Genomic DNA, 15,945 nt, shown 5'->3' with positions numbered 1-15,945 from the left:
CTGTTCCGGCGCCGCAGTTTGTCTTTCAAGGGGGGTACCATATGAAACCAATATCCGCCCGCCAGATTGCCGTGGTCTTTACCGGGAGCTTCCTGGGGGCCGGCTTTCTCTCGGGCCAGGAACTGCTCCAATTTTTTGGCGTTTTTGGGGGCTTTGGGCTGGTGGGTATGGCGCTGGCCATCCTGGCCTTCGTAGGGTTCAGCCGGATGGTCATGGAGATCGCGCAGGAGACCGGCCGGACCGAGTTCGACCACATCATCGTCTATCGAGACCTCCGCTGGCTCCGGCTCTTTGTGGAGGGGGTCTTCCTTTTCTTCCTTTTTGACGTAATGGTGGCCATGCTCGCCGGGGCCGGGGCCCTGCTGGAGCAGGTCTTTGGTCTGCCCGCCGTCGCTGGGGACGCCCTGATCTCCCTGCTGGTGCTGGCAGTGGCCCTGGCCGGCGCCGCCGGACTGCTGGCCTCCTTCAGTCTGGTGGTGCCTCTGCTGGTAGCAGCCGCTATCGCCATCGGTGTGGCCGCCTTCTGCACCCTTTCCCCTGCACCCTTGGAGATGAAGCCTCTGTCCAGTGGAAATCCTTTACTGGGAAACTGGTTCTTCTCTGCCCTCTCCTTTATCTCCTACAACATGATGGCGGCCGTCTCTATTCTGGTGCCCCTCACCGAAGGCACGGGGGAACGGAAAACCATCCACCGCGGGCTGGGCCTGGGCGCGCTCCTGCTGACACTGATCTTCGCGTGCATCCTCCTGCCCATGACGCTGTACCCCGATGTGGTCGCTCATGCCGAGCTGCCCATGCTGGCCCTGGCCTTCCAGCTCACGCCGGTGCTGGGCTTCCTCTACGCTGTCCTGCTCTTTGCCGGTATGTTCACTGCCGCCCTCTCCAGCCTCTACGCCATCACCACCCGGGTGCAGCTCCGGGCCGGTGCGCAGCTCCGCTCCGAACGCTTTACCGCGCTGTTGTGCATCCTGGCCTTTGTGGGCAGCATCTTCGGCTTCAAAAATGTAGTAAGCGTCGTCTACCCCATCTGCGGCTACATCGGTTTTCTGGCCCTCATCGGTATCCTGCTTCACTTCATGTACTTGAAAAAAGCCCGGCACAACCGGCAGTTGTCAAATTGAACGCACTTCTTGGTGGTCAGGACATGGACAATCGGCCGCGCTGGGCCGCTCTTTCGGCGTATCGCTGGACTATCTCATGACTGGAGCGGAACAAGAGCCGCCCCGACAGGAGGCGCCGCCCGTTCAGACCGTCTATCTGCCCGGCTGGCACTACGAATACCAAAGCAGCCGCATTCTCTTCAGCCTGCCCCCTGATCCACATTAACCTAGGGCAATATGGAGTCCACTGGGCCCGCGGCGTCACCGCCTCAGGCAATCCCGCCACGGCCTCTCACATCGCGACCGGAGGTGCAGCCAGCGCCCACATCGCTATCGGGGACGCTGTGGAGGGGACGGTCCCCTCTCCCAAAGAGGGCTGGGGCCCAGGCGCATCCGCTGCCATCCAGGCCGTAATCCTCCGGAAATACCCCGGCACGCCTCCCCTCCTGGTATGGCCTTTCTCTCAGGTTCCCTAAAAACAGCCTGCGCGTTGCGGCAGCAACATGCAGGCTGTTTTCCTTTACTAGTTAGGCACGCTCCCATGGTAGCCGGTTGTCCTCCACGGTGGGGGCATGGGCGGGAATAAGGCACTTTCCTGTTGAGGTTTCTACCTTGTCAAGCGTTGTCAGATAAGCCCCTACATCATTGATAAAAAGGAATTTATTCCGCAGAGCCTTGGGCGGAAAGCCCCCATACAGGAAGGAGGGCTCCAGCACCGGCCAGCGGGGGAAGGCCACCTCCAGGCCCGGCGCGTAAACAGGCGCCCCGGTACGCTCACATGGCTCAACTCTCCTCCAGCGGCAGGGGCTCCAGCGCCTTCCGGCCGCCGCTCTCCTCCTGGTAGGAGAGCAGCAGTTGTTCCAGTGCGGCATCGTGCTCGGCAAACTCCGCCTTGACGCACTCCAGGGCCTTATCCACTCGCCCCAGCTCCCCCGAAGCGTGGGTAATGGTGGCATCCACATCGGTACGCAGCCGCTCATAACCGGAGCGGATACGGCACAAAAGCTGCTCGGCCGCCTCCCGGGCCCTGCGTGCCTTCTCCTCCGCCTCTTTCTCAATGGCCCGAGCCCGCTGGTGGGCCTCCAGCTCGATGGTGGCGGTGCGGTCCTTGAGCTCCTCATAGGCCCGGGCGCCTATCTCCATCCGGGACACCTGGCCCCGCAGGCCGCCCAGCTCCTCCCGGAGCCCGGCCAGATCCGCCCGCTCCCGGCCCAGCGCGGTCTCCGCCGCCTCCAAAGCCCCGGACTTCTGGCACAGGGCTTTTTTCGCGGCGGCCAGCTCCGCCTCCAGAGCTCCGATCCGGTCCTGCGCCTCCTGCGCTGCGGCCTCGGCGGTCTGGGCGCTCTGGACCGCCTGGTCCCGCTCCCCTTGGAGGTCGGCCACCTTCTCCCGGTACGCCCGGGCGGAGGACTCGATATAGTTCAGCACGTCTCGGCGGTTAAAGCCGCCGAAAGCCGCGCTGCGGAAGGAATATTCCGGAGCGCTCATATGCGACACCTCTCTCTCTGCACTTGTGGATAAATTTTAGCACAGCACAGGCGAAAACACAATCTTTTCCGCAAAATCCCAAGAGGAGCGTCGAATCCTCCGATTTGAAATTGACGGGCCGGAACCGGGGTGATATAATACATTAGTTTTAGTATGGAATTCTTGCGGTTCTAAGGAGGACAGGCTATGTGGGTCTCAGACGGCTGGCGGGATTATGAGCTCATCGACTGCGGCGGAGGGGAAAAGCTGGAGCGGTGGGGAAAACACGTCCTGGTGCGGCCGGACCCTCAGGCCATCTGGCAGACACCCCGGAACAACCCGCTGTGGCGGCGGCCGGACGCCCGGTATGCCCGTGCCTCCACCGGCGGAGGCGCCTGGGAGAAAAAGGACGTGCCCGCTCAGTGGCAGGTACGCTACCGGGAGCTCACCTTCCAGGTCAAGCCCATGAACTTCAAACACACCGGTCTTTTCCCCGAGCAGGCCGCCAACTGGGACTTCGCCATGGAGCAGATCCGCAGGGCGGGGCGGCCCATCTCCGTGCTCAACCTCTTCGCCTACACCGGCGGGGCCACTGTGGCCTGCGCCGCGGCGGGAGCCTCGGTGTGCCATGTGGACGCCGCCAGGGGCATGGTGAGCTGGGGCCGGGACAACGCCCGTGCCTCCGGCCTGGAGGACGCCCCCATCCGTTGGATCGTGGACGACTGCGCCAAATTTGTGGAGCGGGAGATCCGCCGGGGCCGCCGGTACGACGCCATCATTATGGACCCTCCCTCTTACGGCCGCGGCCCCTCCGGCGAGGTCTGGAAACTGGATGACAGCCTTTGGCCCTTTGTGGAGCTGGTGATGGGGGTGCTCTCTGACGAGCCTCTTTTCTTCCTCATCAACTCCTACACCACCGGGCTGGCCCCGTCGGTGCTGACCTACATTTTGGAATCTCTCATCACCCCCAAATACGGCGGCCGCACCCGCAGCGACGAGCTGGGGCTGCCCGTCACCGAGAGCGGGCTGGCCCTCCCCTGCGGAGCCACCGGCCGCTGGATGGCGGGCTAAGGCCCGCACGACCGACCTGAAACGAGGCAGCGAACATGAGCACCATCATCAAAACCGACGATCTGCGCTTCTCCTATGCCGTCACCGAGGGGTTGGCTCCCATCGTGCTGGACGGAGTGGATCTGGAGATCGAAGCGGGCTCCTTCGTGGCTGTGCTGGGCCACAACGGCTCCGGCAAGTCCACCCTGGCCAAGCATATGAACGCCATCCTGCTCCCCACCGGGGGCAAGGTGTGGGTGGGCGGCATGGACACCGCCGACGAGGCCCGGCTGCTGGACATCCGCCGCACCGTAGGCATGGTGTTCCAGAACCCGGACAACCAGATTGTAGCCAATGTGGTGGAAGAGGACGTGGCCTTTGCCCCCGAAAATCTGGGGGTCCCTCCGGCGGAGATCCGCCAGCGGGTGGACGCCGCCCTTAAGGCCGTGGGAATGTATGAATACCGGGAGCACGCCCCTCATCTCCTCTCCGGGGGCCAGAAGCAGCGGGTGGCCATTGCGGGGGTCATCGCCATGGCGCCCCGCTGCATCGTGCTGGACGAGCCCACCGCCATGCTGGACCCGGTGGGCCGCCGTGAGGTGCTGCACACCATCCAGGCGCTCAACCGGACTTCCGGCGTCACGGTGGTCCTCATCACCCACCACATGGACGAGGCCGCTCTGGCCGACCGGCTGGTGGTCATGGCCGACGGTCATGTGGTGGCCGACGGCGCCCCCAAGACGGTCTTCTCCCGCGTGGAGGAGCTCAGGGCCGTGGGCCTGACCGTCCCTGAGACGGTGGAGCTGTGCTACGCGTTGCGCCAGGACGGTCTGGAGCTTCCCTTGGACGCCCTGAGCGTCGAGGAGTGCGCCCAGGCCCTGTACCGGCTTTTGACCTGACGGCCCCCGCCCCGCAAGGACAGGCACCATTTATAATGTTAGGACTGATTTCCTTTGGAACCCATCATTCAGACGGAAAAGCTCTCGCACGTCTACAGCGTCGGCACGCCCTTCGAGCAGGGCGCTCTGGTGGACGTGGATTTTGCCGCCTATCGCGGCGAATACCTGGGCGTCATCGGCCGGACCGGCTCGGGCAAATCTACCCTGATCCAGCACCTCAACGGCCTGCTGAAGCCCACCTCGGGCCGGGTGCTGTTCGAGGGCAGGGATATCTGGGAGACCAAAGAGCGCACCCGGGCCACCCGGTTCCAGGTGGGCCTGGTGTTCCAATACCCGGAATACCAGTTGTTTGAGGAAACCGTCTATCAGGATATCGCCTTTGGTCCCCGGAACATGGGACTGGACGAGGCGGAGATTGACCGCCGGGTGCGCTCCGCCGCCGCCTTCGTGGGTCTGCCCGACGAAGCGCTGGAGAAGTCCCCCTTTGAGCTCTCCGGCGGGCAGAAGCGCCGGGTGGCCATCGCCGGGGTCATCGCCATGGAGCCCTCCGTCCTGGTGCTGGACGAGCCCACCGCCGGTCTGGACCCGGTGGGCGTGGAGTCCATCCTGCGCAACATTCACGACTACCACGAGGCGAAAAACGCCACCATCATCCTAGTCTCCCACTCCATGGAGGAGGTGGCCCGCACCGTGGACCGCCTGGTGGTGGTCAGCGGCGGCCGCATCCCCTTCTCCGGCACGCCCCGGGAGGTCTTTGCCCACGGCCGTGAGCTGGAGGAGATGGGACTGGGCGTCCCCCAGGTGACCCGGGTGTTCCACCGCCTGCGGGAGCTGGGTGCGGACGTGGACCCCTCGGTCTACACCATTGCCCAGGCCCGGGCTGCCGTACAGGCCGCGCTGGCGCGCAAGAAGGGGGCGGTGTAAATGGCGCTCAAGGACATCACCCTGGGCCAATACTTTCCCGGAAACTCCTTCATCCATCAGTTGGACCCCAGGACCAAGCTGCTCTTTACCGTCTTGTATATCGTAGCCCTGTTCTCCGCCAAGCGCCTGCCCTCCTACCTGCTGCTGATGGCCGTGCTGGCGGTCTGCATCCAGATCTCCAGGGTCCGGCTCAAAACCATCCTGCGGGGCATGAAGCCCATCCTCTTCATCATCGTGCTCACCGCCATCCTCAACCTGTTCTACACCCCCGGCGACCCCATCTGGCAGTGGAAGTTTCTCAAAATCACCGTGGAGGGCATTTGGGCTGCCATTTATATGGTGCTTCGCATCTCCATGCTCATCACCTGCACCTTTCTGCTGACCTACACCACCTCCCCCATCCTGCTTACTGACGGGCTGGAAAAGCTGCTGGGGCCCCTGAAAAAGCTCCGGGTGCCGGTCCACGAGCTCAGTATGATGATGTCCATCGCCCTGCGCTTTATCCCCACCCTCATCGAGGAGACCGACAAGATCATGTCCGCACAGAAGGCCCGGGGCGCCGATTTTGATACCGGAAACCTCTTCCAGAAGGCCAGGGCCCTGGTGCCCCTGCTGGTGCCGCTGTTCATCTCCGCCTTCCGGCGGGCCGACGAGCTGGCCATCGCCATGGAGTGCCGCTGTTACCATGGCGGTGAGGGCCGCACCCGCCTGCGGCAGCTCATCTTCGTCCGGCGGGACTATCTGGCCCTGGCGGGCAGCCTCTTCATGGTGGCCGCAGTGTATGTCCTGCGGTATCTCGGCTGGTAAAGGGTGTTTCCATGACGAGAAATATTGCTCTGAAACTCATGTACGTCGGGACAGCCTACCACGGCTGGCAGGTCCAAAAGCGGGACGTCACCGTGGCCGAGACCTTGGAAAAGGCCCTGGCCACCGTGGTTTGCCACCCGGTGAAGCTCACCGGGGCGGGCCGCACCGACGCCGGCGTCCACGCCGAGACCTATATCGCCAACTTCCGCACCGCCTCTTCCATCCCCTGCGACCGCATCCCGCTGGCGGTGAATACCCGCCTGCCCGACGACATCGTGGTGGTAAAGGCGACGGAGGTGTCCGAGGGCTTTAACGCCATCGGCTCCTGCCTCAAAAAGGAGTACACCTACCGTATCTACAACTCCCGCATCCGCAACGCTTTTTATGTGGATCGGGCCTGGTTCTACCCCAAGCCGCTGGACGAGGCCGTCATGCAGGCGGCAGCCGACCGCTTCGTAGGCACCCACGACTTTGCCGCCGTCCGCTCTGTGGGCACCAATGTGAAATCCACGGTGCGCACGGTGCACTACTTCCAGATCGCCCGCAGCGGGGACCTCATCGAGTGCCGGGTCTGTGCCAACGGCTTCCTCTATAATATGGTGCGGGCCATGGTGGGCACCTGCGTCTACGCCGCCGAGGGAAAATTCCCGCCGGAGGCCGTAACCGAGATCCTGGAAAACCGAAACCGCACTGCCGCGGGACCTACGGTCCCTCCGGGCGGATTGTACATGACCAAGCTGTGGTACGAGGAAGATGTTTTGTAATCTATTCAGGGGGATTTGCGCATAAACATGGAAGAACTGAAGCGGCCGGAGCCCGCGCCTCCGAAAAAACCGAATATCGTGGTGCGGCTGCTGGCCTTTCTGCTCACCCTGGCCCTGGTGTTGGGCGCCGTGGCGCTGGTGGCTTTCCGGGACAAGATCAACCTCGACTCCCTGAAGCGCTACATCACCTACCGCACGCTGGAGACGGGCGACGACCGGCAGCCCACCTCCTTCCGCCTGGAAAGCGGCGGCAAGGGCGGCTGCCTGGGCGTGGGGGACGACCTGCTGGTCTATTCCGCCAGCGGAGCCCGGCTCTTCTCCGTCAGCGGCGTGGAGTACCTCACCGAATCCGTCCTGCTCACTACCCCGGTGGCCGACGGAGCCGGCAGCGCGGCCGTGGTCTATGACGCGGGGGGCTACGCCCTGCGGGTCCTGTCCGACCGGTCCACCGTGCTGGAGACCAGCGCCGCTCAGGGCCATGAGATCCTGTCCGCCCGGCTCAACGCCGCTGGACGCCTCACCGTCACCAGCCGGGAGCCCGGTTATAAGGGCTCCGTCACCGTCTACGATGGGTCTTATCAGCCGCTGGTCAGCATCCGCCTTTCCAGCCGGTTTTTGATGGACGGCCTGCTCTCTGACGACAACAGGACCGTAGCCGTTCTCACCGCCGGGCAGACCGACGACGCCTTTGACAGCGCCCTGGCCCTCTATCATCTGGATGAGGACGCCCCTTATGCCTCCTGTTCACTGGGCGGCAGCGCTGTGCTGGACCTGAAATACGACGCCGATTCCTTCTGGGCCCTGGGCGATGAGGCGCTCTCCATCGTCCAGTTGGACGGCTCCCTGGCGGGGCAGTACGACTACGGCGGCCGCTATCTCAAGGCCTTCTCCCTGGGGGGCGACCGCTCCGCCACCCTGCTGCTGGGCAAGTACCGGGCGGGCTCCGGCGCCACCCTGCTGACGGTGGACGCCGCCGGGCAGGAGCTGGCCGCTCTGGAGCTGGACGACCAAGTACTGGATCTGGACGCGGCGGGCCGCTATGTGGCGGTGCTCACCGCCGGACGGCTGGATCTCTACACCCGCGATCTGGAGCTCTACGCCTCTCTGGACACCACCGGCGGAGCCCGGGACGTGGTGCTCCGCTCCGACGGCACCGCCTGGCTCATCACCGGGGAGACCGCCCGTCTCTTCATTCCCGAATAACAGCGAGGTATCTTTATGACAACGCCCTATCTCATCTTCGACATCGTCATTCTCCTCATTCTGGCCGTGTTTGCCCTGCTGGGCGCCAAGCGTGGGCTGCTCCTCTCCCTGTGCGGCCTGCTGGCCGTCCTCGTGGCCTTCATCGGCGCCAGCGCCGTCTCAGACATCATGGCCCCCAAGGTGGCCGCGTACTTAGAGCCTAAATTTGCCGCCGCCCTGGAACAGCGGCTGGAGGAGCAGATTCAAAGCGCCTCCTGGCAGTCCGACGGGTCGGCCGGTGCCGCCGGCGCGGTGACCCCGGACGACCTCCCCCTCCAGGACGTGCTGAACGTCCTTAAGGACATGGGCTTCTACCAGAGCGCCGTGGACGCCGTGGACAAGGCGGTCCGGGCCGGCATGACGGAGGTGGCCGCCAGCGCCGCCGCCGCGGTGGCGGCCTCCATTGCCGGCAGCGTGGCCCACATGCTGATCTTTGGCCTGTCCTTCGTCCTGATCCTCATCCTCTGGACCATCCTCAGCCGCGCGCTGGACCTGGTGGCCCGTCTGCCTGGCCTGCACGCCCTCAACAAGACCGGCGGGGCCCTGCTGGGCCTGGTAAAGGGGTGCATCCTTCTCTTCGTCTGTGCATGGGTCCTGCGCTACCTGGGCAACATCATACCGGAAGAGGCCGTGGATCAGACCCGTCTGCTCAAATTCTTTATGACCACCAATCCGGTGACCCTGATTCTGGGCGCCTGATATCCTACCGTGTTTTAATGTTTTTCATACGAAATTCATCACCAGTTCACAATTACATGTTAGATTCGGTAACCTGGGAGAAATGGATCAAGCCCTTCTCCCTCGAAGGAGTGAAACCATAATGCAGCCAACGCTTTGTTCCAGATGCCATAAAAACGTGGCCGTGATTTTTGTGACCCGCATCGACGGCAGCGAGACCAAGAACGAGGGTCTCTGCCTCAAGTGCGCCAAGGAACTGGGCATCAAGCCCGTTCAGGATATGATGCAGAAGATGGGCATCACCGACGATGATTTGGAGGGCATCACCAATGAGATGATGTCCGCCTTTGGCGGCGCCGAGGGTATGGAGGGCCTGATGGCCCAGGAGGACGGCGGGGACGACGACGAGGACGACGAGGGCCGGACCGCCACCTTTCCCTTCCTCAATAAGCTCTTTGGCAATGGAGGCGGCGAGTCCGCCGCGCCTACGCCCAGCGAGCAGCCCCGGCAGAGCCGGGATGAAAAGCCCGGCAAGACCGAGCCCCGCCAGCCCAAGCGTAAGTTTCTGGAAAATTATTGCATTTCCCTGACTCAAAAAGCCCTGGACGGCAAGCTGGATCGGATCATCGGCCGGGATCAGGAGCTGGAGCGGGTAGTCCAAATCCTCAACCGCCGTCAAAAGAACAACCCCTGCCTGATCGGTGAGCCCGGCGTGGGTAAAACCGCCATCGCCGAGGGCCTTGCCATGCGCATCGCCCAGCGGGACGTGCCCTATAAGCTGATGGACAAGGAGGTCTATCTGCTGGACCTGACCGCCCTGGTGGCGGGCACCCAGTTCCGCGGCCAGTTTGAAAGCCGCATGAAGGGCCTCATCGAGGAGATCAAAAAGCTAGGCAACATTATCCTGGTCATTGACGAGGTCCACAACCTGGTAGGGGCCGGGGATGCCGAAGGCTCCATGAATGCCGCCAATATCCTTAAGCCCGCCCTGTCCCGGGGCGAGATTCAGGTCATCGGCGCCACCACCCTCACGGAATACCGCAAGTATATTGAAAAGGACTCCGCTCTGGAGCGCCGGTTCCAGCCGGTCATCGTGGAGGAGCCCTCCATCGAGGATGCCGTCCAAATCATCCAGGGTATCGCCCCCTACTACGAGGCCTATCACCACGTGAAGATCGCGCCGGAGATGTGCCGTCTGGCCGTCACCATGTCCGAGCGGTACATCACCGACCGTTTCCTGCCCGACAAGGCCATCGACCTCATTGACGAGGCCTCCTCCGATGTGAACCTCCACAACAAGGCTCTGGCCCGGACTATGGAGATTGATAAGGAGCTGGCCGACATCGCCAAGGAGCGGGAGGTTATGCTGGCCGCCGCCAATGATAAGTCCGGCGAGGCCTTCCAGAAGCTCAAGCAGCGGGAGGCCGCCCTGCTTCAGCAGAAGGAACGGCTGGAGGCCATGCCCGCGGCGGAGGGTGAGGACCCCGGCGTCCGGCAGGGCCGGATCGCCGACCTCCAGCGTCAGCTCGCCGGAGTGGCCCAGGAGCGGGCCGTGCTGGAGAACCAGGCCAGCGAGAAGGCCTATCAGCGGCTGGCCGTCCTCAAGAGTCAGGAGCTCCAGCTCACCGGCGAGCGGGACGGGCTGACCGCCAAGGGAGACCCCGCCCTGACAGTGGAACACCTGGCCCGGGTCATCGAGCTGTGGACTAAGATTCCCGCCAGCCAGATTCAGGAGCAGGAGTATGAACGCCTGTCCCGTCTGGAGGAACGGCTCAAGAGCCATATCATCGGCCAGGACGAGGCCGTCAAGGCCGTGGCCTCCGCCATCCGTCGGGGCCGGGTGGGCATTGCCTCCAAGCGCAAGCCCGTGTCCTTCATCTTTGTGGGCTCCACCGGCGTGGGCAAGACCGAACTGGTCAAGCAGTTGGCCATGGACATGTTCAACTCCCCCGAGTCCCTCATCCGGCTGGACATGTCCGAATTTATGGAGAAGTTTGCCGTGAGCCGCATCATCGGCTCGCCCCCGGGCTACGTGGGCTACGACGAGGCCGGGCAGCTCACTGAGAAGGTGCGGCGCAAGCCCTATTGCGTGGTCCTCTTCGACGAGATTGAGAAGGCCCATCCCGACGTGCTCAACATCATGCTCCAGATCCTGGACGATGGCCACATTACCGACGCCCAGGGCCGGAACGTGAATTTTGAGAATACCGTCATCGTCATGACCTCCAATGCGGGCAGCGCCAACAAGTCTGCCGGCTCGGTGGGCTTTGGCCGCACCGCCAACGAGATGAGCAAGGACCGGGCCATGAAGGCCCTGGGCGAGTTCCTCCGTCCCGAGTTCATCAACCGGGTGGACGAGGTGGTCTATTTCAACCGCCTCACCGAGGACAACTTCAAGGAGATCGCCAAGATCATGCTCCAGGAGCTTACCGACAACCTGCGGGAGAAGGGCATTACCTTCACCTGGGACGACAGCGTACTGGATTACCTGGTAAAGAAGTCCTACTCCGCCGCTTACGGCGCCCGGAACCTGCGCCGCCAGATTCAGAAGGACCTGGAGGACCCCATCGCCACCAAGATCATCGACAGCTATCAAACCCCCGTCACCCAGATCAAGGCCGTGGGCGAGGACGAGTCCCTCTCCATCCTGGCCCTGTAACGGATATGCAAAACGCCCTGCACCGTTTGGTGCAGGGCGTTTTGGCCCATTAGGGGAATTCGAAGTTCCTTTCGGGATAATAGGCCAGCGGATCGACCGCCTCGCCGTCCACCCGGAACTCCAGGTGGAGATGGGCCCCCGTAGACTGGCCAGTGGAGCCCACCGTGCCGATCACCTGGCCCTGGTCCACGGTATCGCCCTCTTCCACCTCCCGGGCGTTGAGCTGGGCGTAGAGGGTGGAAAGGCCGTTTTCGTGGGTAAGCTCCACATAATTTCCGTAGACGGCGTCAAATCCGGATGCCACCACCACGCCGCCCAGCGCCGCCAGGACCGGGGTGCCCTCCGGCGCCGCAATGTCCACGCCGGAGTGGCCGCGTTTCTCTCCGGTGACAGGGTGAACCCGGGAACCAGAGAGGGCGGAGATCTGGTAGTTCTCCGGTACCGGCCACTGGCAGCCGATCTCAGAAGCATCCTTCTCCAACCAGGCCTCTATCGTCTCAGCCGTAAAGTCCAGATACGCTTTCTGTAATTCCGGTTCGACCGAGCTATTCTCCATCTTTTTGCTGTAATATACCGTCAAGCCTCTATCCGCCCATTCATAAGGCGGCGCTTTAGCCCCTAATTGGAAATCCGGAAACCTATTCTGCCACAGAGATTCTATATCCGCTTTATATATCACGTCACCCTGTCGAAAGTAGTAGTACGGCAAGGCTCCGCCATGATAAAAGTAGAGCAGTTCCTTTTCGCCGTCACCATTTGAATCACGCTCTTCTACCCAGTTGGCGCAATCTGCCAGCAGCCTCGGCACGCCGTTTGTGTCTATGTAATAATAATCATAGGCCTGATAGGCCGCTCCTCTGGGTGCTTCAATCCGAAACCCGTTTTTCCCAAGCACATTCTGAAATTCTTCTATCGAATAGCCTGCCTGATAAGCGCTGTCCTCTACACAAAACCGCAGCAAGCTGTCTCCCTGCCGGATAGCCCAGTATTTCGTATACTCACTATCCGGCATCCAATAGCACACGACCTCTGTCCCATCGGTCAGTTTCCGGTCCACCAGCACCTCCCCCATCGTATCCGCAGACATGACATCGGGCTCCATGCTATTCACCGGCACATAGATTTCGGAATTTTCCAGATGTAGAAGGACTACATTTTCCAGCACCAGGTCCTTCCCCGCCCGAGCCGTCTCCGTCGGGGCGGGCGGAGCCACGGAGGCCGCGGGATCACCGGAGCCCGCCGCTCCGGCGCTCTCACAGGCGACCAGTCCGCCGGCCAGCACCGCCCCGGCCAGGACCACACAGACCATGGCCGCCCCGGTCCGCTTGGTTTGAAACAAATTCATCAGCCTTCCTTTCAGACGTGTCCCGCTGTCTCCGAACCGAGTGCACAGCACGGGCCCGCCTCCGCCGGCGGCATGCAGCAGAACCTCTCCATAGCGGCGGCGGAAGTCGGCATCCCGGCCCCGCACCACCGCGTCGTCACAGCAATATTCCAAATTGCGCCCGGCCTCCCGGGCCATCCACCACACCAGGGGGTTGAACCAGTGGACGGCGTTAACCGCCAGCAGCAGCGCCTTGTACCACAGGTCGCCCCGCCGGATGTGGAGCAGCTCATGGCGCAGGACCAGCTCCAGGTGCTCCGCCGGGAGGGCCTCCTCCGGCAGCAGGATCACCGGACGCAGGAGCCCCAGCGTCAGGGGCGTGGCCGCCCAGGCGGTTCGCCAGACCGCCGTGTTCCCTTTGACTCCCAGCTCTCGCCGGAGTCGCTCCACGCACGCCTGGTCCTCTGCGTCCTCCCGCGCCCCTCGCATCAGGCGGCGGCGGGTCAGGCGGCAGGCCGCCCCCTGCCCCAGCAGAAAGACGGCGGCTCCCAGCAGCCAGACGGTCCCCAGCCGCTCCGCCGCGGAGCGTGTGGGGGCCTTTTCCGCCGCAGGGGGCTTGGCCCCCACAGACGGCGCGGCAGACGCCGGAGCGGCAGGTGCGGACTCCGACGGTGTCTGGGGCAGCATGATGGCGGTATACTCCGGCATGGGCAGAGTCACAGCGGGCCGCAGCAATTCCAGCGGCACCCGGACGGGCAGCAGCAGCCGCACCGCCAGCAGCAGCCACAGCACCGCACAGCTCTGTGCCCGATACCGCCGCTGGATGAGACCGGCGAAAAGCAGCAGGGGCAGCAGCACCATCGAACCGCTCAGGGACAGCAGAACAAACCGCTGAAACAGGGCTCCGATCACCGGGCTTCCCCCCTCAGCTCCTCCAGCAGGGCCTGGAGCTGGGCAATCTCCTGCTGGTCCACCGGGCCTTCGTCATAGAGGGCGGCGGCAAACCGGGTCAGGGAACCCCCGTAGAGCTTGCGGAGGATGCTCCTCCCCTCGCTTCTCTGGTAATCCGCCTGGGAGATCAAAGCCGTATAGGTATTTACTTTTCCACTTTTGACGCAGGTCAGAAAGCCCTTTTCCTCCAGCCGCTTCAGATAGCTGTGCAGCGCGCTGGCCGTCAGAGGCCGCTCAAGACCCGCCAGGATGGCGGGGGCCGTCGCCGCGCCCCCCTCCTTCCACACCACCAGCATGATGTCCAGCTCCGATTCCGGCAGCCGTCTGCTCTCTCTCATTGGGGTTCCTCCTATATTTGCATTTGCAGAAATCTCTGTGCTCGTATCTTACCTCTGCAAAAGCAGAATGTCAAGTTATTTTTGCAAATGCAAAAGTGCGGGCATCCGGAACATCCGGATACCCGCCCTGTCAGCCAATCGTTCCGTCCAGGTCCATGGTCACCACCCGCACGCCCTGCCGCATGGCATAGGTCAGGGTATACATGGTCCCCCCCAGCATCCCGTCGTAGACGGCCAGGACCAGCGAGGAGCGATCCACCATATAACGGTTGCGCCGCTGCATACAGCCGCTGGTATAGCGGTGCTGCACCATGGTCTCCAGATCACAGCGCTCCACCAGCCCGAAATAGCGGTTGCGGTCCCGTTCCTTCCAGCGGGCAGCCTGCTCCTCGCAGGGGATGGCCGCCTCCAGCGTTACGTCCGGGTGCTTTTCCCGCAGGGCCAGCACCGCTTCTCCAAAGTACATGTCGGCCCCCTGGGCCATGCCGCAGATGAAGTGGCGGTAGCCCTGCCGGTAGCAGTCCTCCAGCAGCTCCGCCAGCCGGGCCTTCAGCGCCAGACAGCGGGGGGCCCGCTCGTCCTCGCCCCAAGGGAGCTTATTGGGCCGGTGCCCGGTAAAGCAGCAGGTGGTGGCTCTGTCCATGACCTTCTCCCTCTCTCTTTTTGCTTATTGTAGTATATCCAAAAGGGCAAGTCAATGTTTTATCGAACATTTGTGCGTAAACTTTTTTGATTTTAGACTTGCTTTTTTGGGGGCTGTGCGTATAATAGAAGTTGAAAACAACTGAATCACAGATGTCTTCAGGGCAGGGTGAAAATCCCGATCGGCGGTAAAGTCCGCGACTCGTTCTCCGAACGACCGACCCGGTGGAACTCCGGGACCGACAGTGACGCATCCCATTGGATGCGAAGTCTGGATGGAAGAAGATGTGTTAAGAAACGCGCACCTTTCCCATGTTTTTAACACCTGGAAGACATTGATGCCTTTCAGGTGTTTTCCATTACATGGGGCGCAGCGGAATCCTGCGTCTGAAAAGGAGTGCTCTTTATGAATCCCCGCACCAAGCAGCTCACGGTACTGGCCATGCTCACCGCCATCGGCGCCGTTCTCATCACGCTGGTCCACTTCCCCCTGTTCCCCTCCGCCGCCTTTCTCCAGTATGACCCCGCCGACGTGCCTATTTTGATCGGCGCCTTTGCCTACGGTCCGGTAGCCGGCGTCATCATCACCGTGCTCGCTTCCTTTATCCAGGCCTTCTTCCTGGGCGGCGACGGCGTCTATGGTTTCCTCATGCACGTTATCGCCACCAGCGCCCTGGTACTGGTCTCCGCCACCATTTACCGCTTCAAGCACACCCGTGCCGGCGCCGTCGTCGGCCTGTGCTGCGGCACGCTGACCATGGGCCTTGTGATGATGGTCGCCAACCACTTTATCACCCCCATGTTCATGGGTGCTCCCACCGAAGTGGTAGACGCCATGCTTCTGCCCGTTATCCTCCCCTTTAACCTGCTCAAGGCAGGCATCAATTCCTGTATCACCTTTGTGGTCTACAAGGCCGTTTCCCGCCACATCGTCCACGGCGAGCCCAGAAAGGACGTCTCCAAGCCCGAGGCGGAAAACATCTGATCCCTCAGTCTGAAAACGCCCCGACCGTCTCAACGGCCGTCGGGGCGTTTTTTGTTTGCCTTGACAGCGCCATCCCGGAAGCTTATAATATCAACAGTCGATATCGAAGCTCGAT

Annotated in this window: 14 protein-coding genes and 1 riboswitch; of the genes, 10 read left to right on the top strand and 4 right to left on the bottom strand. The window is 62.6% G+C overall.

The features are described from left to right. Positions 1-41 precede the first annotated feature (41 nt). The gene (locus BN2154_RS07295) at positions 42-1,121 is read left to right on the top strand and encodes a YkvI family membrane protein (protein ID WP_050618186.1); all 1,080 of its coding nucleotides are present in this window, start codon (positions 42-44) and stop codon (positions 1,119-1,121) included. 762 nt (positions 1,122-1,883) lie between these two features. On the opposite strand, the gene BN2154_RS07290 is transcribed toward BN2154_RS07295, so the two are convergent. Continuing rightward, complete coding sequence (locus BN2154_RS07290; protein WP_050618185.1) at positions 1,884-2,588, bottom strand: hypothetical protein; 705 nt, start codon at positions 2,586-2,588, stop codon at positions 1,884-1,886. 186 nt (positions 2,589-2,774) lie between these two features. On the opposite strand from BN2154_RS07290, the gene BN2154_RS07285 reads away from it, so the two are divergent. From BN2154_RS07285 to BN2154_RS07250, 8 genes are all read left to right on the top strand, one after another. Next, positions 2,775-3,638 (top strand): class I SAM-dependent methyltransferase, encoded by an 864-nt coding sequence (locus tag BN2154_RS07285; protein ID WP_050618184.1) that lies wholly within the window; start codon positions 2,775-2,777, stop codon positions 3,636-3,638. Positions 3,639-3,673: 35 nt separating this feature from the next. Beyond that, positions 3,674-4,516: an energy-coupling factor transporter ATPase gene (locus BN2154_RS07280; protein ID WP_050618183.1), complete on the top strand. Its 843-nt coding sequence runs from the start codon at positions 3,674-3,676 to the stop codon at positions 4,514-4,516. A 54-nt stretch (positions 4,517-4,570) separates the two neighbouring features. Next, positions 4,571-5,440 carry an energy-coupling factor transporter ATPase gene (locus BN2154_RS07275; RefSeq protein ID WP_050618182.1) on the top strand — a complete coding sequence of 290 codons (870 nt, stop codon included), beginning with the start codon at positions 4,571-4,573 and terminating at the stop codon, positions 5,438-5,440. Further along, positions 5,441-6,247, top strand: a complete 807-nt coding sequence (locus BN2154_RS07270; protein WP_050618181.1) for an energy-coupling factor transporter transmembrane component T family protein — start codon at positions 5,441-5,443, stop codon at positions 6,245-6,247. It abuts the gene before it with no gap. Positions 6,248-6,258: 11 nt separating this feature from the next. After that, positions 6,259-7,011, top strand: a complete 753-nt coding sequence (truA, locus tag BN2154_RS07265; protein ID WP_050618180.1) for a tRNA pseudouridine(38-40) synthase TruA — start codon at positions 6,259-6,261, stop codon at positions 7,009-7,011. Positions 7,012-7,038: 27 nt separating this feature from the next. Next, the gene (locus tag BN2154_RS07260) at positions 7,039-8,214 is read left to right on the top strand and encodes a DUF5711 family protein (RefSeq protein WP_050618179.1); all 1,176 of its coding nucleotides are present in this window, start codon (positions 7,039-7,041) and stop codon (positions 8,212-8,214) included. 15 nt (positions 8,215-8,229) lie between these two features. Then, the gene (locus BN2154_RS07255) at positions 8,230-8,952 is read left to right on the top strand and encodes a CvpA family protein (protein ID WP_050618178.1); all 723 of its coding nucleotides are present in this window, start codon (positions 8,230-8,232) and stop codon (positions 8,950-8,952) included. 121 nt (positions 8,953-9,073) lie between these two features. Then, positions 9,074-11,590, top strand: a complete 2,517-nt coding sequence (locus BN2154_RS07250) for an ATP-dependent Clp protease ATP-binding subunit (RefSeq protein WP_050618177.1) — start codon at positions 9,074-9,076, stop codon at positions 11,588-11,590. A gap of 49 nt (positions 11,591-11,639) precedes the next feature. Here BN2154_RS07250 and BN2154_RS07245 read toward each other — a convergent pair whose 3' ends face one another. The 3 genes from BN2154_RS07245 to BN2154_RS07235 form a co-directional block, all read right to left on the bottom strand. Beyond that, complete coding sequence (locus BN2154_RS07245; protein ID WP_050618176.1) at positions 11,640-13,826, bottom strand: M23/M56 family metallopeptidase; 2,187 nt, start codon at positions 13,824-13,826, stop codon at positions 11,640-11,642. Beyond that, positions 13,823-14,203 carry a BlaI/MecI/CopY family transcriptional regulator gene (locus tag BN2154_RS07240; RefSeq protein WP_050618175.1) on the bottom strand — a complete coding sequence of 127 codons (381 nt, stop codon included), beginning with the start codon at positions 14,201-14,203 and terminating at the stop codon, positions 13,823-13,825. Before BN2154_RS07240 ends, BN2154_RS07245 begins: the two co-directional genes overlap by 4 nt. 130 nt (positions 14,204-14,333) lie before the next feature. Then, a complete protein-coding gene (locus BN2154_RS07235; protein ID WP_050618174.1) occupies positions 14,334-14,846 on the bottom strand; it encodes an SLOG family protein in 513 nt (170 codons plus the stop codon). 150 nt (positions 14,847-14,996) lie between these two features. After that, positions 14,997-15,136, top strand: a riboswitch (FMN riboswitch). A gap of 115 nt (positions 15,137-15,251) precedes the next feature. Here BN2154_RS07235 and BN2154_RS07230 point away from each other — a divergent pair. Next, complete coding sequence (locus BN2154_RS07230) at positions 15,252-15,830, top strand: ECF transporter S component (RefSeq protein WP_050618173.1); 579 nt, start codon at positions 15,252-15,254, stop codon at positions 15,828-15,830. The last annotated feature ends 115 nt before the right edge of the window (positions 15,831-15,945 follow it).

The organism is Intestinimonas massiliensis (ex Afouda et al. 2020) (assembly GCF_001244995.1).
GTDB lineage: Bacteria > Bacillota > Clostridia > Oscillospirales > Oscillospiraceae > Intestinimonas > Intestinimonas massiliensis.
The sequence above is the reverse complement of the archived record's forward strand: the minus strand, read 5'-3'. Positions and strand labels throughout refer to the sequence as shown.